Consider the following 24,073-nt stretch of genomic DNA (forward strand, 5'->3'; position numbering starts at 1 on the left):
TCAATGAAAAGAAAATTTTCTTTCGTGGTGGGAGGGGCAATGCTCCTCTCACTTGTTTCTTGTCAAAAAGGTGAGCCACAAAAACCGCTTTCAACTCTTGAAGCGCGTGGGAAGGCCACATTCATGTCAAACTGTATCGCTTGCCACAACCCCAATCCAACGATTGATGGAAGTATTGGGCCTGCGATTGCCGGATCAAGCTTAGAGTTAGTGACGGCCAGAGTGCTTACTCGCAGTTATCCTCCTGGGTACAAACCCAAAAGAGACACTGAAGTTATGCCGGATTTTCCTCAGTTAAAGGATGATATCCCGGCCCTTCATGCTTATTTAAACAGCTTTAATAAACCTTAATTAGTTTTGTTTTTTGTAGGCGATCAAATCTTCTATCGTAATGATGGGAATGTTGAACTTTGCTGCAAATTCTCTTAGAAGCGCGCCTTTTAAAGCGACACCATTTTCATCCAGCGTCTCACATAAAACGGCAACCGGTAAAAGACCTGCTAGTTTCATTAAATCCACAGAAGCTTCTGTGTGTCCTGGACGCACTAAAACGCCTTCTTCCCAGGCGATTAAAGGAAAGATATGTCCTGGACGAGCAAAGTCTTGAGGGGCAGCTTTGGGATCGCTTAAAGCGCGGATAGTAAGCGCACGATCGTGAGATGAAATCCCAGTGTGCGTTCCTTTTTTAACATCGACCGACACAGTGAAGGCCGTCTCAAATGTTCCAGTGTGCTCGCGAACCATTAAGGGCAAGTCTAGTTTTTTAGCAACTGAAGCGGCCATCGGCACACAGATAAGGCCTCGGCAGTTGTTGATCATAAAATTAACGTGGGAAGTTTCTGTAAACTGCGCGGCCATTACAAGATCGGCCTCATCTTCTCTGGACTCAGAATCACACACCAAAATAAAGCGTCCGCTTTTTAATTCATGTAGAGCACGAGCGAGAGAATCGTTCACAGGAGGTCCTTTTTACGGATGGAAATATGTGTGAAACACCGGTTTCACTACATCCTGACCCTTCTTATAACGCTTATAAAGCTCAAAGTCTTCTTTAAAAAACCCATCTAACACCGCATAAATTTCCTTTGGTGTCATTGGACGATCGAACTCTAGTGAAGCCTTTTCAACTTCTTTGTAAATCGCTTCACCCACTTTATCCAGGGCCATAAATAATTCCAATTGCCCAGGGTTCATGTTGAGCGGGAACTTATTTTGAAGAAATTTGCGGACAACCGGAAGCCTTCTTAAAAGCCAGAATGTGCGGGCCTCGGCATCCATCTTAAAACTAGGATCAAACTTGTAACCGGCCTTATCCATGCGCTCGAAAATCTTTGTCAGGATAAAATCTTTTAAACGCGACTCTTCCATTTTTCTTGGGTTTCTCCATTCAGCAACCAGGTCAAAACGCGGGTCAAACTGGATATCTCCTGGAGCGAAGACTTCCATATTGGCAATATTGTCTTTATTGGCCGGTACACCGATCGTATTTAAAAACGGAATAATTCCCGGAGAGAATTTTGATTTAAACTTCGGGATAAAGTCTTCATTTGGCATAGCTGCTTTAAAACCAGAACTGATGATCTCAGAGCAAAACAGCCTTTCGTTGTCTCTGAAATCCATTGAGAAGTCGTATTCGACATTTTTTTTTGCTAATTGATTTTTTAAAACGCGGTCGTGAATACTTTTTGAAGCTTGCTCAGAAATCTGCGCATCATTATACCTAAAAACAACTGAACGAGCATTCTTAGCACTGACGTGCTCAATTAAAGGTTCAACCACACTTCCAATTTCAATATGGGCCTCAGTTGTAGAGAGCTCTTTTGTTTCTGGGTCTTTATAGACAAAACTTAAGTGCGAAAATTGATAATCATTCACACCAATACGGGCGATGGCCGCAGAAGAAAAAGCATTCCCACGCGATAAAATCACGTCTCCGGACTGCAGGTCTTCATAGGATTTAAATTCGGCCGCATATTTTGGGTTGATCAGAAAGTATGGAAACTCTCCTTTCATGCTGACGTACTCAGAAGGAGCATTGGCCGCTTTTTCCATGCGCATTTCAATCAGATAATCTTCCACATAACGAAGCCCACGGAAAACATCAGTGGCACTTCTTAGGCATTCAGTATCGCTTTCAAAACCCTTAAGAGCGTCTTTAAGCGCGAGTCTTGCGGAAAATGAAGCATTGATTTGTTCATCAATTTCTTTGATATCGGTTAACTCTGCCAGTGCAGGGTCGCCGGCCAGGTTAAAGAGCTTTTGATAAGCGCTGTCATAGCGGTCCTTACAAGCAACCGGGTCTTGTTTAATTCCGCGAGAGGCATCGGAAACATCTTCAATGATTTGAGCAAGAGATGGGTTTTCATCAGAGGATGGATTTCTTCCTGACATTGATGAGCAGCTTGTCGCGGCCACAGACAGTAAAAGACATCCCAAAAAATTCTTATGATTTTTAAGCATAATTCAAATCTTCCTGATCGTTTGATATTGCCGTCCGATGGCAACAATTATGTTACTAGTCTAACTTAAGGTGGGGTAAAACTCTAGGGATGAAAGTCCTTAGGTATTATTTTCCAAAATAATGTGCAGCATTCGTCTTAGCGGTTCGGCCGCTCCCCAAAGAAGCTGATCGCCTACTGTAAAAGCATTGAGATAGTCGTTGCCCATATACATTTTGCGAAGACGCCCCACCGGAACTTCCAGCTTTCCGCTGGCGTATTGTGGAGTTAAGTACTTGATCGAATCTGTTTTATTGTTGGCCACAACTTTAACCCACGGGTTGTGTTCGGCCAAAATCATTTCGATTTCATCCATCGGGATGTCTTTTTTAAGTTTAATAGTCAGCGCCTGAGCGTGGCATCTCATGCTTCCCACGCGCACACATGTCCCATCAATAGGAATCATATTTGTCGTTTCCAGGATTTTATTTCCTTCAGCACTCGCCTTCCATTCCTCGCGGCTTTGACCGTTTTCAAGATCCGAATCAATCCATGGAATCAGGTTCGCAGCTAGCGCCACTCCAAAATTTTCTTTGGGAAAAGCAGCGTCGCTCATTAATCCCGTTACATTTTTTTCAACTTCTAAAATGCGCTCTGAAAGATTGGTCCCTTTATCCATCACGCGGTCAGTGTAGTATTTCATTTGCGAGAGAAGCTCATTCATGTGACGAGCACCACCACCAGAGGCCGCCTGGTACGTCATTGACGTCATCCATTCAATTTGATTGGCCTTAAAAAGTCCTCCCAACGCCAAAAGCATCAGAGAAACCGTACAGTTTCCACCGATAAAATCTTTTTTACCTTCCTTTAAGGCCTTCTTAATCACGTGAAGATTCACCGGATCAAGGATGATTGTGCTGTCTTTTTCCATACGAATGGCCGAAGCAGCATCAACCCAATAGCCTTTCCAACCAGCGCTTCTTAGGTCTTTAAAGACTTTTTTTGTGTAATCTCCGCCCTGACAAGTCACGATGATGTCCATTTTCTTTAGTTCATCAATGTTATGGGCGTCTTTAAGCTTAGGATCTGCCTTTGTAAGCTGCTTGAATGGGTGTTCCCCACCTGCGTTTGAGGTTGAGAAAAAAGTCGTGTCAAAATGATTAAGATCACCCTCTTCCAGCATTCTTGCCATCAGAACCTGACCAACCATTCCTCGCCATCCAACAATACCTAACTTCATGCATTTTTCCTGTATTTGATGTTTTCACTCAATTTTTTATCTTTTACTATACTTTGTAAAACATTTTCCAATTCAAAAAATCTATCAGGGAAAATTCTATGAAACTCGTGGTCTCAAAATTTGGTGGAACTTCAATGGGCGATGCCGGCTGCATGATTAGATCTGCCGAAGTTTCGCTTAAACAAGGCTCAAAAATGGTAGTCGTGTCTGCAACGTCAGGAACGACAAACGACTTAATTGAACTGGCCCGCACTGCTGAAAAAAGCAGCTGGGATAAAGCTTCAGTTATCATCACTAAAATTAAAAACAAACACGAGAAGATTGCCCGCGATTTAGAACTTCCTGAATCAGAATTAAAAATCATGAATGAAATGCTGGGCGAACTTGAATCAATGTCGCGCGGGATTCATTTGCTAAAAGACTGCTCGCTTAAAGCAATGGATTCAATGCAAAGTTTTGGAGAAAGACTTTCTTCCATTCTTTTTACTCATGCGATGAACTTAGTCTTAAAAAAAGCAAACTCTGATCACAAAGCAAGCTGGCTCGATGTCAGAGATGTTTTAGTGACAGACAACCAATTTGGGAAAGCTCGTCCACAGACAAATGAAATTATCAAAGCATGTGACAAGAGACTAGGGGCCATCAGACACGAAAACACTGTCTATGTCACTCAAGGCTTTATCGGGCAAACACTAGATGGCATGACGACAACTCTTGGCCGCGGTGGAAGTGATTACTCGGCTGCCATTTTAGCTGAAGGAATTAAAGCTGATATTTTAGAAATCTGGACTGACGTTGCTGGTATTGCCACAACTGACCCACGCATCTGTCCCGAAGCGCGTGCGATTTCAGAAATCTCTTTTAAAGAAGCTTCAGAGCTTGCGACCTTTGGAGCAAAAATTCTTCACCCGGCGACTCTTATGCCGGCCATCCGTTCCCAAATCCCGGTCTTTGTTGGATCGAGTTTTGAAATGGGTGCAGGCGGGACATGGATTAAAAAAGAAGTCGACGACGCTCCTTTAATCCGCGCCATGGCCCTAAGAAAAAAACAAGTCCTGGTGACATTATCGACACCGGAAATGCTTTACACTCACGGGTTTTTATACCAAATCTTTAAAGTGTTTAATGACCACAAAGTGAGTATCGACGCCATCACGACATCGGAAATTTCGGTTTCTATGACTCTTGATGACTCGGCACTTTTAAATAAAGATCTTATTCGCGACTTAGAAGAACTTGCAGTCGTTCAAGTCGAAGAAAACCTTTCACTGGTCTCTTTAATCGGCAACAACATCAACCACACACCAGGCCTTGCTAAAAAGATCTTCAACGCAATTGATGGCATCAACGTGCGCATGATCTGTCTTGGAGCAAGTAAGCATAACTTCTGTTTCATCGTTGATGGAAGTGCTGGTGAAGAAGCGATTAAGAAACTACACAAGACGTTTATCGAAGGTTAATTTAAAATGAAAATCGCTCTTCTAGGAAAAGGTAAAACAGGTGGAAAAGTTCTCGAGCTATTAATCGAGAAAAAAATCCCACACACTGTTTTTGATTCTAAAAACCACCCGACACTTGAGTCTTTAAAAGGCCATGATGTGGTGATTTCCTTTTTAACCGGCGACGTTTTTGGCGAGTACATGCCCCTTTTAATCGACGCCAAAATCCCGGTCGTCACTGGAAGCACGGGAATCTCTTTTGGAAATGAGCTAGCAAACACTCTCCAAAAAAATAATATCAAATGGATTTACGCCACAAACTTTTCACTGGGCATGAATTTGGTTCACCAGATGATTCTCATTATGAAAAATGCCGGCAGCATCCTTTCAGACTATTCATTCTCAATGAATGAAATCCACCACACTAAAAAACTGGACGCTCCAAGTGGAACGGCCCTGTCGTGGAAAAACTGGGCCGGGCATGAAATGAATATCACCTCTGAGCGAATTGGAGATGTGATAGGAATCCACGAACTCACACTAAAAACGGCCACTGAAGAAATCACCCTAAAACACACGGCGCTTGATCGCAAAATCTTTGCTGAAGGCGCTCTTTATGCGGCCAATATTATTTCAACACTCACTCCGGGACTTCATCTTTTTCAAGACGTCGTTCAGAAGGAACTTTTAAAAGGAATTAAGTAACATGAAAAATCTTAACGACTATCCTTTATGGACAGCGATCGTCACTCCAATGAATGCCGACTCAACTGTCGATTACCCAACATTTGAAAAAATCCTAAGAGAGCAAGAAGCCGCTAACGTGGCCGTGGTTATTTTAGGCTCAACAGGTGAGGCCCTAAACCTGAATAAAGATGAATGCAAAAAGATTTTAGATTTTGGTCTAGGACTTAATTTAAAAGTTCCGGTGATGACTGGTATTGGTGGATTCAACCAAAAAGACACTCTTGAATACGTTACATACCTTAACACTCTTAAGGGTCTTGATGCCTATTTAGTCGTGACTCCCCTTTACGCAAAACCAGGTGAGCACGGTCAGACTGAGTGGTTTAAGGCGATCTTAGATTTAGCCAATAAACCTTGTATGCTTTACAACGTTCCGGGAAGAACGGGTGTAAAAATGAATTTCAATGCGATTAAAAATTTAAAAGACCACAAGAATTTCTGGGCGATTAAAGAGGCCAGTGGTTCAGTGGAAGACTTTAAAAAATACGGTGAAGCTGCTCCGAATGCCCGCCTTTACAGCGGAGACGATGGAATGGTTCCTGATTTCTATCCACACAGATGCGTGGGGCTTGTGTCTGTAGCAAGTAACGCCTGGCCCGCTCCAACTCGCGCTTACGTTGAAAAAACGCTGGCGGGAAAACTCTCAAGTGCCGAAGCAGACCTGTGGAAAAAAGCGTGTGATACACTTTTTATCGCCGCCAATCCTGTACCGGTTAAAAATCTAATGCACGCCAAAGGACAAATTAAAACAAACGTCCTTCGCGCCCCTCTTCACCATTTAGACCTGGCCGACAACTCGCCTGTTTTAAATGCTGATAAAAATATTATGTCATGGTTTAAGGAGAACAATTAATGGTTACAACGACAATTTGGGAAAAAAATCTTAACGACCTAGAAAGCGGAAGAGTTCGCGCTGCGAATTTTATCGATGGAAAATGGGTTGCTAATACTGAAGTGAAAGCTCAAATCCTTGAAGCTTTTAAAGCTGGTGTTCTAAAAGAAGAAAACGGTTTTGTTGATAAACATAATTTAATGCCACAGTCTTTTCGTTTAGAGCAAGGAATCCGCGTTGTTCCTGGTGGAACGTCTGTTCGCCGTGGAGCTTACATCGCTAAAGGTGTCATTATCATGCCTCCAAGCTACATCAATGTTGGTGCTTTCGTAGACGAAGGAACAATGGTTGACTCACATGTGCTTGTGGGTTCATGTGCCCAAATTGGAAAGAAAGTTCACCTCTCAACAGCGGTGCAAATCGGCGGTGTTCTAGAGCCAATCGGGGCCAATCCAGTGGTTATTGAAGACGAAGCCTTCATTGGTGCTGGAGCTGTTATCGTTGAAGGGATTATCGTTAAAAGAAGAGCTGTTATCGCTCCTGGAGTCGTCCTTTCAAAAGGGATTCCTGTCTACGATATCGTCAACAACCGTATGCTGGAAAAAGGCGAACCTATTCCGGAAAATGCCATTGTTGTTCCTGGAAACCGACCTGTTAAGTCTGACAATGAATATGCCACAAAACTGGGGCTAACACTTCAATGTGCGATTATTGTTAAGTACCGTGACGAAAAAAGTGAGGCCTCTTTAGTTCTTGAAGACTTCCTTCGCTAACTTACAAGTCCTTATTGTCACCACATTGTGACAATTGTTTTACAGTTCATGAGCGTTTTCCTCGTTATTCTATTACCAGACAGAATACTTTGGGGGACGCTCATGAAACCACAACACTTAGAAAACAATTTAGACATTAGCTCTGAAAACACACCAATCAAAAAGAAAAAGCAAATTGACTGGGTCAATACAATCTTTTTAACAACAACTCCTATAGTGGCCATCGCTTTAAGCGCACTATACTTCATGCAAAACGGTCTTCAGTGGTCGCAAATCGCTCTAGCGGTTATCTTCTACTTCGCCACAGGACTTTCAATCACTGGCGGATACCACAGACTTTTTTCTCACCGCGCTTACAAAGCAAACAACCTGGTAAAATTCCTTTACCTGATTTTTGGTGCAGCGACTTTCCAAAACTCGGCCCTTAAATGGTCTGCCGATCACCGCATTCACCACACTCACGTAGACGACGAAAAAGACCCGTACAATATCAATAAAGGTTTCTGGTGGGCACACATCGGATGGATCTTCTTCCAGGAAAAAGAAGTTGAACCAAAATACCCAAAAGATCTTTTAAACGACAAACTGGTTATGTGGCAGCATAGAAACTACCTATGGCTTGCTGTGGTTATGGGAGTGATCCTTCCAACAGTAATCGGATACTTCTTAGGGTCTGCTCTTGGTGGTCTGGCACTTGCTGGTTTTGGCCGCATCGTCTTCGTTCACCACTGTACATTCTTCATCAACTCACTTTGCCACATTGTAGGGACTCGTCCATACACTGATACAAACACAGCAAGAGACAGCGCTATCATGGCCGTTTTCTCTTATGGTGAAGGTTACCACAACTACCACCACTACTTCCCAGTTGATTACAGAAACGGGATTAAGTGGTACCACTTCGATCCGACAAAATGGATGATTAAGACGCTTTCATTTGTTGGTTGGACGAGTGAACTGAAGAAAGTTCAGGAAAAACTAATTACTCAAGCGAAGCTTGAAATGAAAATGAAAAAATATCAGCCTGCAGCTTAAGATTTTATTCTTTAAAAATGAAAGGGCCCTCGAAAGAGGGCCTTTTTATTTTCTACATTTTACTGTGAATTCACTCTCTTCCTTCGAAGCATCCATATTCCTATCTTTTTTCCAAGCTATTTGAATAGGCAAAAGCTCACAAAGATAGTTGCTCTCAGGGTATTTATCCTTGAACTCCATGATTTCTTTTACGGCCAGTGAATAGCGGTCTTTTGCCATCGCCGACTTAATCCCAAGATAATGCTGATGCTCATTTTTGTATATAGTTGAGCATGAGCATGTAAAAGCAAAAATACTAATAATTAAATACCTTCTAAAATCCATAAACACCTAAGGTTAATTTTTTGTGATCTCTTTTTACATGAACACTTACCTTATTATTCGGCAACAAGAAATGTGTGCTAGAACTTCGCTCGCCAGCTTTAAGATGAATTGGCCGAAACCAGTACAACACTTCCTTACTAAAATTCATTGGGCCTTTTTTCTACTTGCAATAAAACGATACACTAAAATGAATATAGAAAAACACATCGCTAAATTTTCTACAAAATCTCCTCTAAAAAAAACAAATGAAGATATTGTGTTTTCAATAAAAGAAAGTTCTAGCAACCGTTTAGAAAAAATCATAACGATGATAAAAAAAGACACCCCCTCTAATACAAAAAAACTACTTTCTCTTTTATTTTTTAAAATATAGCTTAAGTCATAAACCCAAGGCATTATTACAATCAAGAAAATCATCCATAAAATACCCCACAATGAATCAAGCTTAAAAAAGGCTATTAATGGAAAAATACATGGTCCCAAAAATAAAAAAAGAGTTAATGATTCTACTTTTATCAAATTTTGATTCTGTTCCTTACAGTTTTCACACTCCCAATGCCTTTGATTGTTAAATATTAATTTTTGAACTGAAATATAATTCATTTCATACTCAGCATTGCATTTCTTACAGTATAGATTTCTCTTCATTATTTTCCCATATCGACACAAACTTAATTTTCCGTTCCGGCCGCAATAGAGCTTTCTGATTGCTTTATCACCAGAAAAGCCTGTTGGAATCAGCATCTATATTCTCATCAGTCACTCTGTTTCCGAGAATATCGTAAGATATAAAAAGAATTATGACTTAAACGAGCAACCACTTTTTATTTTAGAGTCATTATTCATGATCTTTTCTAAGGAATCATAGATAGCTTTCGTCTCTTTTTCTTCTTCTCCCCAAATTTCTACATAATTTTTCTGTAATAAAGTTGGTAGGTATTCTTTTGCCTTTAAATCACAACCTGAAAGAATGGCATAAGCATCAAGATATTCGCCACTACCTCGTGACATATCAACTTTAAGAGGATCAGAATTATTCACTAAAAATACTTTTTTATCATTCTCGCCCATACCAATCATCGCACATTCCCCAGTTGATGAAACAAAGCTCGTTGTAGATAAAAAAAGCCCTACTCCATTTCCGCTTGATGATATTTTTCGACACTTCTTTTCATCAAAAGAATAGGATTGAGTGGACATCAGTAAGCAAGAAAAAAGCATTAGATATCTAAGAAACATATTATCCTTTTTCTAAATCGTCAGGAGTTGCACTGGTAACGAGAATCCAACCAATAAATTTACTTTGTTATTCGGCAACAAGAAATGTGTACTAGAACTTCTTTATCCTTGCATGTGTATAACTTCTACCTCTTAAATCAATCAATTATTTTCGTCTATCTATTTTTATTTCGCTTAATGCTGTTCGATGACCAGAGTAAGAAGCAGAAACAAAACCAAATACTGTTAATATTAAAAGTATTAGGATTTGAAATTTATTTATTTTTTTTAATAAGAGAGAAATGAAAAAATAAAAGAAACCAAAAATAATTACTAATAAGATATATGTCATATTTCCATCTATGGACGAAAACAAATTACATGCTTCTAGAAATTGATATAGACCTAGAGTTAAACTAAACGAAGCAAGACCTTTGAGCATATAAATAATATTCTCTCTCATTTTAAACCACACTTATCACCGCATTGGACCTGTCTTGCAGCTACAATGCGGTTGTAATCATTTTCACCTAAATCATATGCACTATAGTAATTTCCGCCAGTTTTAGCTTGTTTTGTAAAATCTTTTGCTCTATTTATTATCATTTGATCTGCCAGAGCATCCTGATTGATTCTTAAAAAATGGGACCTCCAATAAAAGAGGTTCCAACATACTCACGCCTTTATTTTTTCGGTTAAGACAAGTTTAAATTTCGTGTAATAAAATAAGTTTGAACAATATTACTCCCGATCGCTATTTAAACATTGATATGCCACGCCCTCGAGTGAAAATTCACAAAATAAACTATCTGAACCAATGAGCAATGCATTCCCCTTCAAAAGGGCAACATCCTTCTTCAGCTCTACTAGCCTCAAGTCACAGGCTTTACTTTTTTGCCAAAATTCTAGTTTTTTTAAATTTTTTACAGGACCAATTTTTTTGCAATTATTTACTTTCAATGAATCAAAGAAAACAACTACCTGTTCATAGTTTATTTTAGCCCTTACAAGTTCTTCCGTAGTGAGCTGTATTGTACCCAGTGGAGAATCTACGACGAAAGCAAATAGATCTGCACAGAAAACAAAGTAAAACATAACTTTAAAAAATGAAATCATTGAAGAACCTTATTCTCTAATTTGAATCAAATCGTTGGTAAGCATATCTTATGTATTTGACCTAGAATTACACCCATTTTTAATTTTCGGGTCATTGTTCATGATCTTTTCTAAGGAATCATAGACAGCTTTCGTGTCCTTTTCTTCTACTCCCCAAATTTCTACATAATTCTTCTGTAATAACACAGGTAAGTATTCTCTTGTCTTCAAATCACAACCTGAAATAATTGCATATGCATCAAGATATTCCCCTGCACCCTTTGCAATGTCTTTTCGAATAAAATTCTCATTATAAGCAAAAAATATTTTTTTTTCCGTAACCGTACTCGCATTCATCGAGCATTGCCTTGTTGACGAAATATAGCTACTTGTCGAACCACTCGCCGCCGTTGATGAAGTTATTAGATTATTACTTCCTTTATATACATCCTTACATTTTTCCCAATTAAAGGAAAATGCCTTACCTATTCCACTCAATAATATAATCAAAATTACCTGCATTGCTCTCTCCCACGATTGGCAACAAGTCCAAGGCCATCTAATGCTTCTTTTACACCTAATGGAATATGTTTTTTATTATTACACAAAATTTCTTTGGCAAAAACACCAGCAGCACCTTGTCCGATCTCTTTATATAAAGCATTTACAGGTAAAGTATAGCCAAATAATCCACCTGCACTTTTTGGATCAATATCCCAGCCTGCATTTAAAGTTAAAGCAATTGAAAAATTCATTGAAAAATCCATCGTGAAATCATCTAAATTATCAAAGAAATTTCCTTTTTTATTTCTATTCTGTACTCCCGTTGTCAAAAGAGCTACTCCTGCAGTAATCGGGGCAGTTTTAAAAGCAAAAACAAGAGCAGCTGAGGAAATGACCAAATTATCAAACCTATCTCCAATCTTCCCATTAAAAAAAGTTGATCGTGCAGCTACATAAAGATAATTAAATACCCCTAAAAAATATCCCGCAATAAATGTTTTCAGCTTAATTTTACCACTTGGGTCTACATAATTTAAAGGGTGATTTCCAACATAGCTATACTTATTATTAAATGAATTTGGACTTAAAATACTTCCAGCATCAGGATCAGACTGAACAAATCGCCCAACTGAAGCATCATAATACCTCGCTCGATAATAATTCAGCCCACTCTCAAAATCACTTTCCCTTCCCGTAAACGTAAAGAAGTTCTCCACCGCTGGACTTGCTAACGCCTGCCCATTTCCATCTTCCGTCTTTAAGATCTCTCCAAACGCCGAATACACATATCTTTGAACTACACTTCCTGAAGAGTTCATAATCTCATTAATCGTTCCTAGATGATCCTTTAGATAAAAGTAACTTGTATTATTTCTATCCATCGCTAAAACATCATCAATCCTATTTAATGAATGTGTATAAGTCGCAAGCAAATCATTATCTCCATTCACTTCAAACAGAATGCTCTGACCGTCATAGACAAACTTTTTAGTAAAAGACTTGCTATCGTCTAAGTGGTCCACATGCTCTTTAAGCACTCTTCTTCCAAGGGCATCGTATCCATAGAAGCTTTCTTTTAAGAGCGTAGGTCCATCGTATTCTTTAATCGCTAAAAGCTGATTCTCTGATGAATACTCATAGTTCGTGATCTTTCTGCTATCTGATCTTTGAACCTTAGAAACCATATTTCCGTTGTTGTCATAAAGGTAATTAAATCTCCAATCTGACTCTAAACGTTGCTTCTTGCTTCCATAAGAGTAATTTCCCTTCTCATCCGTCACTCTATTTCCGAGAGCATCGTAAGCAAAGACTGACGTCACAGCTTCCGGGTGAGTCGCATTGAAAAAAGAGCTTCCAACCAACACACTTGCCTTATTATTCGGCAACAAGAGATGTGTGCTAGGACTTCTTTAGGAATTACGTTTTTAAAGAGCAACCACTTTTTATTTTAGAGTCATTATTCATGATCTTTTCTAAGGAATCATAGACAGCTTTCGTCTCTTTTTCTTCTTCTCCCCAAATTTCCACATAATTCTTCTGTAATAACACAGGTAAGTATTCTCTTGTCTTTAAATCACAACCTGAAATAATTGCATATGCATCAAGATATTCACCGTTTCCACGGGAGATATCTATTCTCAGAGGATCAGAATTGTTCACTAGAAATACTTTTTTATCATATGCAGTTTGGCCAATCATAGAACAACCTCCAGTTGAAGATGTAAATTGTCCTGCAGAAGTACTGACACCAAAAAAACTTAATGATCCTAACCCTTGAGAAGAACATTTTTTATAATCATATGGATAAACTCTTTCACATAATAAAAATAATAAGAAAATTATAGTATATTTCATATCCCACTCTTCACTTCAGGCAAGATTCCTTTCCGCGATCTGCGGCAATCCCTACAGCTCTACAAAAGAGGCTCCAACACACCTTTCTTGTTATTCGGCAACATAATAAAGATCTCTTCCCATTCCTAGAATCAAAAATTTTATTTTGAACATCCAGAATAATTGAATACCATTGAAATATTCTCCACCCCTTGTGCGCCTATTCTCCAACTCCCACTAGTATATTGATCCATTCGAGACCTAGAAATTTTAGAAATTGTAGAAACAGTCACATCGTAAGCCCCAGAAGAAGATTCTATAACTAGGTAGTAGCTATCAGAATTCGGTGTTGTAACTGCCAACTTTACAGGATTAGAAAAATAAATATCCACAGGAGTATTTGGATTTGAAGTATGAGTGGATACGACTCCGGTTCCTGTTCCCAAAAGAGTTCCAGAATCTGGATCATTGTCATCACCCAAATAAATTTTCGCTGTTACTGATGTTATATTGTCAGTAGACATATACAATCTTACTGACGATAAATTTAGGGTAGCTGTGTTCAAACCATTCAAATGAAACCTGTTCGCTATTTTTTCTCCTGCATTCATGTTGTAGATTGCCCCATTACCCGTAAAATCTTCACTCGTTGGACATGAAAAAAAATTATCATCAGGAACCTTCACCCCACAGCCAAAAACCAAGAGAACCAAAGGCCAAAAAATCTTTTTCATAAAACCTCATAGCTATAACAACTTTTCAAAATTCCTTTCGGCATATTTTGGTTCAAGAATTAATCAAACTTAATCCAATTTGAATAAAAGTATATTCTTGAGTTGAGTGATCTGATTTATAAAATGAGAAAAACAAGGCCACTAGTGCCTACAATAATTGCGACTGAATAAGTTACTTCAAAATAACAAATCCACTTTGATGTTCTAAATGTAATATCTAATCGCCGTCACAACCTTCCCCGGCTTAAATCGAAGCGCCGCTTTCAGCACGAGACTCATCTGATTGTGCAAGAACTGCTGATACCACTCCCTCGTCACAAACTCCGGTACAACAACCGAAATCATCTCTCGTCCGCTTTCGATGTGGGTTTTATCAATATAAGAAAGAAGCGGCCCTAAGACCGAGCGATAAGGCGATTCAATCACATTAAGTGGCAACCCATCCGACCACTTCTCCCAAAGCCTAACCATTTTAGCAGTGGCTTCTTTATCGACGTCGACATAACAGACGCGCACATCTTTACTGATAGTCATAGCGTATTTAACGGCCCGGACAACTCCCGGGTGAATCCCGGAAATAGGAACAATGGCGATATAAGGCGCGTGGGCCGTTTTTAAATCCTGGTGGTAATTCTCACGGGCAAGGGTGTGAGAAACGCGACTATAGTGGTTTTTAACCTTCTTAAAAAAGAACACAAGTGCTGGAATCAGGATGATAACCATCCATGCGCCACTGGTGAATTTTGTGAGGGCGATAACGATTAAAACGACAAAAGTGGTCGTGGCCCCGAGAGCGTTAATCACCATTCCTTTTTTCCAATGCGGGTTTTTATTTTTCACATGGTGAACAATCATTCCGCTTTGAGAAATGGTAAAGGAGAGAAAAACCCCGACAGCATATAATGGGATGAGGGCGTGGGTTGATCCGCCGAAAATCACAACTAATAAAGCGGCCGCAGTCGTAAGACCAATAATTCCGTTGGAAAAAACTAAGCGGTCTCCGATGCTCGACATTTGTTTTGGCAAAAATCGATCTTGGGCAATTAAAGATGTGAGTCTTGGGAAATCGGCATAACTAGTATTGGCGGCCAAGAGTAAAATAAGAGCAACGGCAATTTGAGTGGCATAATAAAAATAATTTTCACCGAAGACTTGTTTTGAAAGCATCGACATGACGGTCTCTTTTCCATGGGCCGGAACGATTCCATAGATGTGTGCTAAAAGTGTTATTCCGAGGAAAAACCCTCCGAGAATGACGGCCATCCAGATCATGGTGATTTTGGCATTAACCGGTGAAGGTTTTCTAAAAATCGGCACACCGTTAGAGATCGCTTCAATCCCCGTCAGTGCTGAGCACCCTGAAGAAAAAGCGCGCAGAAGTAAAAAGAGTGGCACTTCCGGATAACTTTCATGGAGCACCGGATGAACAATCGGAGCTTGTCCGGTGATGATTTTATAAGCGCCCATGACAATCATGGCGAGAATAGAAAAAATAAAAAAGTACGTGGGGTAAGCAAAGAAGTTTGACGACTCTTTAAGTCCCCTAAGATTTAAAATCATAATGGCAAAAATGATTGCGACACCAATGGCGACCTTGTGTTCGGCAATAAAAGGAAAGGCCGATCCGATGTTTTCTAGTCCTGCTGAGACTGATACTGACACTGTTAAGATGTAATCGATTAAGAGAGCTGCTCCAGCGACCAGGCCTGCATTCTCCCCTAGGTTTTCTTTGGCAACAGTGTACGCTCCTCCTCCGTGAGGATAAGCAGTGATGGTTTGTTGGTATGAGAGAGTGATGATTAAAAGTAAGAGGGCAACTCCAACGGCCATTGGCATCGACCACGCCATGGCAGTGAGAGCAAATAATGAGAGAGGAATCAGCACTTCTTCGGTGGCGTACGCTACTGATGAGAGAGCATCGGATGATAAAACGGCGAGAGCTTTCCACTTGGGGATTTTCTCTTCTTCGAGCTTATCCATCGTGAGTGGATTACCAATAAAGACGTGTTTGATTTTCGAGATAAACATAAGACTATCCACCTCTCATTCTAAGTAGAATTAGGAACCCTGAAAAAAACCCTGTCAAGGCAATGAGGGCCCTCAACTTACGCAAAATTGGCCATTTTTACGTGGTGCGACTACAATATATATGAAGATTCCAAGGGTTTCTGCACTATATATAGTGGTGGTCATGGTTGTTTTTAAATTGATTTTATTTAAACAGGCCTCAAATTATTAGCAGTAAGTTTTAATTAGATGGTAAAAAATAGATTCATAGGACCATTTTTGCCTGCTCCATGTACTTAAAATTTAAATGATTTCATGAATCCACGAACAGTGATAAAATAAAATAGTCAAATATTTCTGCGCCTCATCTGGCCAATAAAATATTTGTAAACTTACGCGATCTTGTTATCTTTTAAAGTATAGAGTGTTTTGATCAAATCATTTTACGGTTCAAAAAGGTCCAATACCGGCCTTTAAGACTAAAGAAAAAGTTGCCTCAAAAAACTCTATAAACACACACACAACGAGCTTTTAGACATTCAGGAGACACACCATGGTAAAGGATGCCAAGTCAGCAATCTTAGCACCAAACGACGATCGTTTCGTGCTTTTTCCAATTAAATATCACCAAGTATGGGACATGTATAAAAAACACATGGCCGTATTCTGGACAGCAGAAGAACTAGACCTTGTTCCAGATCTAATCGACTGGGAAACAAAACTTAACAAAGATGAAAAATATTTCATCTCTCACGTTTTGGCGTTTTTTGCTGCAAGTGACGGGATCGTTAACGAAAACCTTGCGATCCGTTTTATGAAAGATGTTCAGATCCCTGAAGCTCGTTGCTTCTACGGATTCCAGATTGCGATGGAAAACATCCACTCTGAAACATACTCACTTTTAATTGATACATACATCAAAGATGCAAAAGAAAAAGATAAGCTCTTCCACGCTGTAGACAACATGGCGTGTGTTGCAAAGAAAGCGAAGTGGGCCCTTAACTGGATCTCTTCTAAAAAATCATTCGCTCACCGTCTGATTGCTTTTGCTGCGATCGAAGGGATTTTCTTCTCTGGATCTTTCTGTGCGATTTACTGGCTGAAAAAACGCGGACTGATGGCTGGTCTGTGTACATCGAATGAATTCATCTCAAGAGATGAAGGTCTTCACTGCCAGTTCGCTGTTTTAATGCACTCTCTTTTAGACAAAGAAGAGCAAATCTCAGCGGAAGAAATCACAGCGATCATTACTGAAGCAGTAGAAATTGAAAAAGAATTCATCCTTGAATCTCTTCCAGTTTCACTTATCGGTATGAACGCGCAGTCAATGTCTGAGTACATTGAATTCGTAGCGGACCACTGGTTAACTCAATTAGGAGCACCAAAAGCGTTCAACACGAAAAACCCGTTTGAGTGGATGGAACTTATTTCACTTGAAGGGAAGACTAACTTTTTTGAAAAACGCGTTTCAGAATACCAAAGACCTGGGATTCTGGGCGAGAAACAATCACACACATTCACACTAGACGCGGAGTTTTAAGATGTACGTAATCACAAGAAGTGGCGAAAAAGAACCTATCAAGTTCGACAAAATCACGGAAAGAATTGAGCAACTTTGTTTTGACCTGGACAGAAGTTTCATCGACCCGATGAAGATTGCTAAAAAAGTAATCGAAGGGATTTACGATGGAATTACAACTAAAGAACTTGATCAGTTAGCAGCTGAAACAGCGGCTTACTTATCAACTCAGCACCCGCAATACTCTACCCTTGCCGGAAGAATTGCCGTCTCTAACCTGCACAAAGAGACTCGCGGTTGTTTTTCTGAAAACATCAAAGCAATGTACCACTACCACAACCCGGTAACTGGTGAGCCTTCTCCATTAGTATCGACAGAATTGTACGAAGCTGTAATGAAGAACGCTGAAACTCTTGATAAGGCACTTATCGACAAGCGCGACTATAACTACGATTACTTCGGATACAAGACTCTTGAAAAATCTTACCTACTTAAGATGAACAACAAGATCGTTGAGCGTCCGGGACAAATGCTAATGAGAGTTTCTGTGGGTATCCACTCAAACGATATTGAAGCGGCAATCAAGACATACAACCTTATGTCTGAAAAATACTTCACTCACGCATCTCCTACTCTATTTAACTCAGGAACAAATAAAGCTCAGCTTTCATCTTGTTTCCTTCTAACGATGAAAGGCGACTCGATCGAAGGTATCTACGATACTCTTAGACAGACGGCCCTAATCTCTCAATCTGCTGGTGGTATCGGTCTTGCGATCCACAACATCAGAGCGAAAGGGACATTCATCAAAGGAACAAACGGAACATCAAACGGTATCGTTCCAATGCTAAAAGTATTCAACGATACAGCTAGATACGTTGACCAGGGTGGTGGAAAGAGAAAAGGTGCTTTCGCGGTTTACTTAGAGCCATGGCACGCTGATATCTTCGACTTCCTTGAAATGAAGAAAAACACAGGTAAAGAAGAGCAAAGAGCAAGAGACCTATTCTACGCTCTTTGGATTCCGGACCTATTCATGAAGCGTGTTGAAGAAGATGGAATGTGGTCACTATTCTGCCCACACGAAGCTCCAGGACTTGCTGATTGTTCAGGTGAAAAATTCGAAGCTCTATACAAGTCTTACGAAGAAAAAGGACTAGCGAAAAAAACGGTAAGAGCTCAGGATGTTTGGTTTGCGGTTCTTGAATCACAAATTGAAACTGGTTCTCCTTACATGCTTTACAAAGATGCAGCTAACGAGAAATCAAACCAGAAGAACCTTGGGACAATCAAGTCTTCTAACCTTTGTACAGAAATCCTAGAGTACACAGCTCCAGATGAAGTAGCTGTTTGTAACCTGGCCTCAGTTGCACTTAACAGATTCATTGATCACTCAACTGGAACTCCTAAGTACGACCATAGAAAACTATACGATGTAGTTTATCAAATGACGGTTAACCTAAACCGCATTATCGATATCAACTACTACCCTGTTCCTGAAGCAAGAAACAGCAACATGAGACACCGCCCGATTGGTCTAGGGGTTCAAGGTTTAGCTGACGCCTTCTTCGAAATGAGGCTTCCTTTCGAATCAAAAGAAGCGCTTAAACTAAACAACGATATCTTCGAGACAATCTACTTTGCAGCTGTCACAGCTTCAAAAGATTTAGCGATGAAACACGGCCCATACGAAACATACCAAGGCTCTCCTGTTTCTCAGGGAATCCTTCAGTTCGATATGTGGGGAGTAAAACCAAACTCAGGAAACTGGGACTGGGCCGCTCTAAAAGCTGATATCGCTCAATACGGTGTAAGAAACTCTCTTCTAGTTGCTCCAATGCCAACGGCTTCAACGTCGCAAATCCTTGGTAACAACGAGTGTTTCGAGCCAATCACTTCAAACATCTACGTAAGACGTGTTCTTTCTGGAGAATTTGCAGTTGTTAACCGTTACCTGGTAAATGACCTGATCTCTATGGGCCTATGGAACGATAAGATGAGAAACGAAATCATTGCTAACAATGGTTCAGTTCAAAATATCCAATCAATCCCTGATGAAGTTAAGGCACTATACAAGACGATCTGGGAAATTAAGCAAAAAGCTGTTATCGATATGTCAGCTGGTCGTGGTCCATACATCGACCAGGGTCAATCGCTTAACGTATTCATGGAAGATCCAAACTTTGGAAAACTTTCATCAATGCACTTCTACGCTTGGAAGTCTGGTCTTAAGACTGGTATGTACTACCTGAGAACAAGAGCAGCGGTAAACGCAGTTCAGTTCACGGTTAAAAACGATGCTCCAGTTGCAAAGACATCTGAAGAAAACATGGCCGCAATGGTATGTTCTTTAGATAACCCGGAATCATGTGAGATGTGCGGTTCTTAATTTTGATTTTAATGAGTAACTAAAATCTACCAAATAAGAAGGCCAGCGTAATGCTGGCCTTTTTTATTAGTGTTCAAGTTGTAATAGTTTTGGATAATCCTCACCTGGCTCCATAACCCAGAGAGGAACGCTAGAAGGCATTGCCGTCTTATATGTTTTGGCCATGTGATAAGCAATCACTCCAGAAGAGTCTCCTAAAGCAATCGAAAAACCTCGAGTAGAAAAAGTAGCAAGAGAGTTAAAGTCATTAGGAGTTAAGACTGTACCGTACTCGGCATAGTTATGATGACTTTCATACAGATTTAAAGTCTCGCCATTGCTCGGGCAATTATTAAGCAAAGAAACCCCAGAGACCGTAATGGTTGATCCCGAAGCTGAAAAAGGCACCAGGAATGAGAATGAATGGTGAGAGAGAGCTCCGCTCGAAAAAGAAGGTGCAGAAGCAAAGGTAATCGAGCCTGTCGAATCATCACAAGATTGCACGACACTATAAGAAGGCCCCCATAAAAGAAAATCATTAACCACAAGAGAACTCGAAACAATTCCCCCTACAGATTTACCAACGACTGGGCCAATCTTTCTTTCATCTGTTGTTGAGTCTGTATCAAGCCTGCTCATTAAGTCCGCAGAGCTTTGTGTACCGATAATTTTACCAAGGAAAAAGGTCTTAAAAATATTAGAGCCAGAGTAGTTAGCTCCAACCAATCCACCGATGGCATCAGCAGAACCCGCAATCGCGAGATTCATAGAAAGTGATTCCGGAATATAAGAGTTGGAAATAGTCCCAACGTTAGTCGCTGCCATTCCTCCAACATATGATGGAGGGCCGGAAGTAAGATTAAACTCACCGCGAACAGTTGCCTGGTCAATAACTCCGCCCGTATTGTTATTGACGAGAATACCTCCGACATAAGATGCTGAACCTGAACTTCCAATATTGACCATCGCCGATACGCGCTCAAGTCTTCCACTATTATCAGCAACCATCCCGCCCATATTACCGTTCCCAACCAAATGAGCACCATGAAGTTGGACATCTTTAATCACTCCAGCATTGGCGTAGGAAATTGTTCCGAGTTGATAGTCAGCAGTAATAGAAGAAGCGTATGAAGAGATATGACTTAACTCTCCCATATTAGTGTTGGCCAAAATGGCCACCTGACTTACAGTATCACTGTAAGTATAAACTTTATTGGCAAAAAGATTTAAGTGAGAGACGACGGCCCCAGATGAGATTGTTTTAAAAATCCCGACTCCTCCGTCCATGACGTTATCAATGTTAATGTCCATACCGTACAAGGCATGCCCATCTCCATTTAATTTACCGTTAAAAGTAGTAATCCCATCAGCAGTTGGTCCAGTAACACCTAATGAAGAAAGGTTAATTGATTCTCCAAGGCGGTAGTATTCAGAAGAGCTACGAGCATTTAAACTCAAAAATTGAGTGCTATTACAAATGATAACTGGATTTTGTTCCGTTCCTCGCCCCAGTGTCGAAACCTGAGAGGAAACATCAAGAAGATTGTTGGCCAAAAGACATTCTCTATTCTCCCACGATAAACGCGGAGTCATACCGTTGGCGGCACCGTATTTCCAATTCCCTCCAGGGGCCATAAAATTAGCTCCAAGCCAAGAATTGGTTCTGATTTGAGTATAAGTTCCAGATAAAAAGGCCGTAACATTATTTACATCAGTGAGACAGTTCGTTACAGTTCCCGAATCCGTTTGGATCGTTCCTGAATAATTAAAAGTGGCCCCTCCCATATACATTTGTCTGGTATCAGAAAAACAATTTGTGATAGTTCCACCGTTATAAGCAGCAATTCCTCCAACCGAAACCGTTCCCGGTGAATTTCTTAAACTCGACATCCCCATTGTAGAATAGACATCGTTCATCGATCCTAAATTTTTCCCCGCAATACCACCAGTGTATGATGTGTAGGTAGAGATAAAACCTTCTGAAAAGCTCGAAGAAATAACACCTGCGCCGTTATTAATCCCGGTAATTCCTCCGGCAAAATAAGGTGAAGAAGAGTTGTCTGAAGTGATGACTCCAGAGAACATAGATTCCGAAATTGTAGATTCATTTTGTCCTGCAAGGCCACCAATGTAATCCTGTCCACGGATTCTCCCCTTAAGCACTTTGCTTCTGGAAATCACCAGTCCTGAGCCTTGATTTTGACCGACAAGCCCACCAGCGTAGTTATTGTTGCTTTCAATATCAAGTTCATCAATTCGCACATCGCTGATCTGGCCCTGACCGTTGCTATCGCCGGCAATACCACCAACATAACTTAGTCCTCTTACAGACAAATTCTTAAAAGAAAGTCTCTTGATCTTTCCTGCTGCACCTGAAATTTCTCGGGTCCCCAATAAACGTACAAAGCCCATTTGAGATAAGTTCTCTGCTGAAATTCTTCCGTTTGAGATAACATAATTGGCCCCATCAAAAACACCGGTAAATCCAACCTCGGAAGGAACGACTCCAGATCCACAAAGGTGGCCATCAAGCGGATTTAGATTATGGAAATAATCTGTCTTTGAAGTAGAGTCACCCGCACACGAAGGCGCTGGAAAAACAGAAAGCCCAGGAATGTTGGAAGTTTTATTCATGTCTAAGTTGTTCATCAGCTTATAGTGTGAACTATCATATGCTGAACCTAGGAGTGTATTGCTTTCTCCAATCTGGTTGAGTTGCCATTCATTACAAATTTTGTAAGGACGGTATAAAACCCCTTTTCCACCAGCATAAGGATTATCTCCCGTTCCCACTGATGTACTTAGGATTCCCGTGCAGATAATATTTTTTGGAATAGCAACCATTTGCTTGATAGACTTTACACTGCTGGCCGCTAGCCCACTTTGACAAGTTGAATCCGGAAGAAAGAGACTCATGATAGGGGGAAAATAACTTGAACAAGCACTTCCAGAATAGTCACCTAAATAATTAACACAATCTTGCTCGTTAATAGTTGTTTTTCTCGTACTACATGTATTTGCATTCGAAGATACAAATCTATTAACTCCCGTCTGAAAGCCTCCGAGACCGAGTTTGAAAACCTGAGTATAAATTCCTTTAGGATCGTTAGAATTACAATCATCACTACCAAGAAACATTTCAACAGAAACGACAAAAGGCATAGATGATCCCGAACCCGCCGGGAAATTGATCCCCATACCATTGGAATGAAGATTAGTTCCACCGCTAAAAGGTATACAGGCACTTTGAATTTTTTCAGGCCCAAATACAGGAGCACCAAGAGCGCCCTTGTAACTTCTAAAAACCATGCGGTATGATCTTGCACTTCCCTGGTTGTCAGCATTGCAACCATAAGCTCCCGCTAAAGAGATGTCTTCACATTCTTCAACAAAAAGCTTAGAGAAATATTTTTTTTGAGTGTAAGTATCCTCATAAACATTTCCACCCGAAAAATCGTTATCAGCGCAAGATCCATTTGTCAGCTTAAGCGACACTGTCACGGCCGTTCCTGTGAGTTTCTGTGAAGATCTTCCACAGTAGGCCATATCACTCATCATGTTGCCGGAAGTATTCGTCCACATGACAGCATAAAAATTCCAATCACCATTAGGAAGCTCCAGCGTCTCTTCCGCCGAGCTGATTACTTTTCCAAACTGCTCACCAGTAGATGATTTACCAAAGAGAATCGTCCCACCTGAGCCAATCCCTGAAGTCATGTTTGTAATGTTTGAAAGATTGATTTTTAAATTGGCCTGTGATGTGTCTTTTTTAGCAGAGCACCCATATGAAAAAAAAGCGGCCAACAAAAAGAGAATCATCGTTTTTTTCATCATAATTCAAACACCAGTTTATTAATACTTTTGACTAGTTAGTATTCTAATAAACTATCGGCATTCAAAAGATATTTATTGAGAATTAGACACTTAAAAACGCCCCAGGAAGGGGCCTTCTTAAAAAGTGGCAAGT

General features: G+C 40.3%; 21 protein-coding genes. 8 read left to right on the top strand and 13 right to left on the bottom strand.

Annotated elements, in window-relative coordinates:
• Positions 1-3 precede the first annotated feature (3 nt).
• Positions 4-351, top strand: coding sequence for a c-type cytochrome (locus AC6JA8_RS09600; protein WP_497973602.1), 348 nt, complete (start codon positions 4-6; stop codon positions 349-351).
• Here AC6JA8_RS09600 and ribB read toward each other — a convergent pair whose 3' ends face one another.
• The 3 genes from ribB to asd all read right to left on the bottom strand — a co-directional run bounded on the left by ribB (position 352) and on the right by asd (position 3,678).
• Positions 352-957: a 3,4-dihydroxy-2-butanone-4-phosphate synthase gene (gene ribB, locus AC6JA8_RS09605; protein ID WP_497973603.1), complete on the bottom strand. Its 606-nt coding sequence runs from the start codon at positions 955-957 to the stop codon at positions 352-354.
• A gap of 12 nt (positions 958-969) precedes the next feature.
• Positions 970-2,460 carry a YiiX/YebB-like N1pC/P60 family cysteine hydrolase gene (locus tag AC6JA8_RS09610; protein ID WP_497973604.1) on the bottom strand — a complete coding sequence of 497 codons (1,491 nt, stop codon included), beginning with the start codon at positions 2,458-2,460 and terminating at the stop codon, positions 970-972.
• A gap of 99 nt (positions 2,461-2,559) precedes the next feature.
• A complete protein-coding gene (asd, locus tag AC6JA8_RS09615; protein WP_497973605.1) occupies positions 2,560-3,678 on the bottom strand; it encodes an aspartate-semialdehyde dehydrogenase in 1,119 nt (372 codons plus the stop codon).
• Between the two features lie 98 nt (positions 3,679-3,776).
• Between asd and lysC the strand changes: the two genes are divergently transcribed.
• The 5 genes from lysC (at position 3,777) to AC6JA8_RS09640 (ending at position 8,504) form a co-directional block, all read left to right on the top strand.
• Positions 3,777-5,138, top strand: a complete 1,362-nt coding sequence (lysC, locus tag AC6JA8_RS09620; RefSeq protein ID WP_497973606.1) for a lysine-sensitive aspartokinase 3 — start codon at positions 3,777-3,779, stop codon at positions 5,136-5,138.
• Positions 5,139-5,144: 6 nt separating this feature from the next.
• A complete protein-coding gene (locus tag AC6JA8_RS09625; protein WP_497973607.1) occupies positions 5,145-5,822 on the top strand; it encodes a 4-hydroxy-tetrahydrodipicolinate reductase in 678 nt (225 codons plus the stop codon).
• 1 nt (position 5,823) lies between these two features.
• A complete protein-coding gene (dapA, locus tag AC6JA8_RS09630) occupies positions 5,824-6,717 on the top strand; it encodes a 4-hydroxy-tetrahydrodipicolinate synthase (RefSeq protein ID WP_497973608.1) in 894 nt (297 codons plus the stop codon).
• Positions 6,717-7,469 (top strand): 2,3,4,5-tetrahydropyridine-2,6-dicarboxylate N-succinyltransferase, encoded by a 753-nt coding sequence (locus tag AC6JA8_RS09635; RefSeq protein WP_497973609.1) that lies wholly within the window; start codon positions 6,717-6,719, stop codon positions 7,467-7,469. The genes dapA and AC6JA8_RS09635 overlap by 1 nt, the downstream gene beginning before the upstream one ends.
• Positions 7,470-7,571: 102 nt before the next feature.
• Entirely contained in the window at positions 7,572-8,504 is a 933-nt protein-coding gene (locus tag AC6JA8_RS09640) for an acyl-CoA desaturase (RefSeq protein ID WP_497973610.1), read from the top strand.
• A gap of 45 nt (positions 8,505-8,549) precedes the next feature.
• On the opposite strand, the gene AC6JA8_RS09645 is transcribed toward AC6JA8_RS09640, so the two are convergent.
• The 9 genes from AC6JA8_RS09645 to AC6JA8_RS09685 form a co-directional block, all read right to left on the bottom strand.
• A complete protein-coding gene (locus tag AC6JA8_RS09645) occupies positions 8,550-8,828 on the bottom strand; it encodes a hypothetical protein (RefSeq protein ID WP_497973611.1) in 279 nt (92 codons plus the stop codon).
• A gap of 144 nt (positions 8,829-8,972) precedes the next feature.
• Positions 8,973-9,476, bottom strand: a complete 504-nt coding sequence (locus tag AC6JA8_RS09650) for a hypothetical protein (RefSeq protein WP_497973612.1) — start codon at positions 9,474-9,476, stop codon at positions 8,973-8,975.
• Positions 9,477-9,626: 150 nt separating this feature from the next.
• Positions 9,627-10,067 carry a DUF3015 family protein gene (locus AC6JA8_RS09655; RefSeq protein WP_497973613.1) on the bottom strand — a complete coding sequence of 147 codons (441 nt, stop codon included), beginning with the start codon at positions 10,065-10,067 and terminating at the stop codon, positions 9,627-9,629.
• Between the two features lie 720 nt (positions 10,068-10,787).
• On the bottom strand, positions 10,788-11,162 hold the full coding sequence (locus AC6JA8_RS09660; protein WP_497973614.1) for a hypothetical protein: 375 nt from the start codon (positions 11,160-11,162) through the stop codon (positions 10,788-10,790).
• Between the two features lie 48 nt (positions 11,163-11,210).
• The gene (locus AC6JA8_RS09665) at positions 11,211-11,663 is read right to left on the bottom strand and encodes a DUF3015 family protein (protein ID WP_497973615.1); all 453 of its coding nucleotides are present in this window, start codon (positions 11,661-11,663) and stop codon (positions 11,211-11,213) included.
• On the bottom strand, positions 11,654-13,009 hold the full coding sequence (locus AC6JA8_RS09670) for an RHS repeat domain-containing protein (RefSeq protein WP_497976880.1): 1,356 nt from the start codon (positions 13,007-13,009) through the stop codon (positions 11,654-11,656). The genes AC6JA8_RS09665 and AC6JA8_RS09670 overlap by 10 nt, the downstream gene beginning before the upstream one ends.
• 52 nt (positions 13,010-13,061) lie before the next feature.
• Complete coding sequence (locus tag AC6JA8_RS09675) at positions 13,062-13,499, bottom strand: DUF3015 family protein (RefSeq protein WP_497973616.1); 438 nt, start codon at positions 13,497-13,499, stop codon at positions 13,062-13,064.
• A gap of 140 nt (positions 13,500-13,639) precedes the next feature.
• Entirely contained in the window at positions 13,640-14,212 is a 573-nt protein-coding gene (locus AC6JA8_RS09680; protein ID WP_497973617.1) for a hypothetical protein, read from the bottom strand.
• A gap of 204 nt (positions 14,213-14,416) precedes the next feature.
• Positions 14,417-16,240: an APC family permease gene (locus AC6JA8_RS09685; RefSeq protein WP_497973618.1), complete on the bottom strand. Its 1,824-nt coding sequence runs from the start codon at positions 16,238-16,240 to the stop codon at positions 14,417-14,419.
• Positions 16,241-16,772: 532 nt separating this feature from the next.
• Between AC6JA8_RS09685 and AC6JA8_RS09690 the strand changes: the two genes are divergently transcribed.
• Positions 16,773-17,759 (top strand): ribonucleotide-diphosphate reductase subunit beta, encoded by a 987-nt coding sequence (locus tag AC6JA8_RS09690; protein ID WP_497973619.1) that lies wholly within the window; start codon positions 16,773-16,775, stop codon positions 17,757-17,759.
• A gap of 1 nt (position 17,760) precedes the next feature.
• A complete protein-coding gene (locus AC6JA8_RS09695) occupies positions 17,761-20,127 on the top strand; it encodes a ribonucleoside-diphosphate reductase subunit alpha (RefSeq protein WP_497973620.1) in 2,367 nt (788 codons plus the stop codon).
• Between the two features lie 66 nt (positions 20,128-20,193).
• On the opposite strand, the gene AC6JA8_RS09700 is transcribed toward AC6JA8_RS09695, so the two are convergent.
• On the bottom strand, positions 20,194-23,940 hold the full coding sequence (locus AC6JA8_RS09700) for an autotransporter outer membrane beta-barrel domain-containing protein (RefSeq protein ID WP_497973621.1): 3,747 nt from the start codon (positions 23,938-23,940) through the stop codon (positions 20,194-20,196).
• Positions 23,941-24,073: the final 133 nt, after the last annotated feature.

The sequence above is a fragment of the Bacteriovorax sp. HI3 genome, from assembly GCF_059738875.1.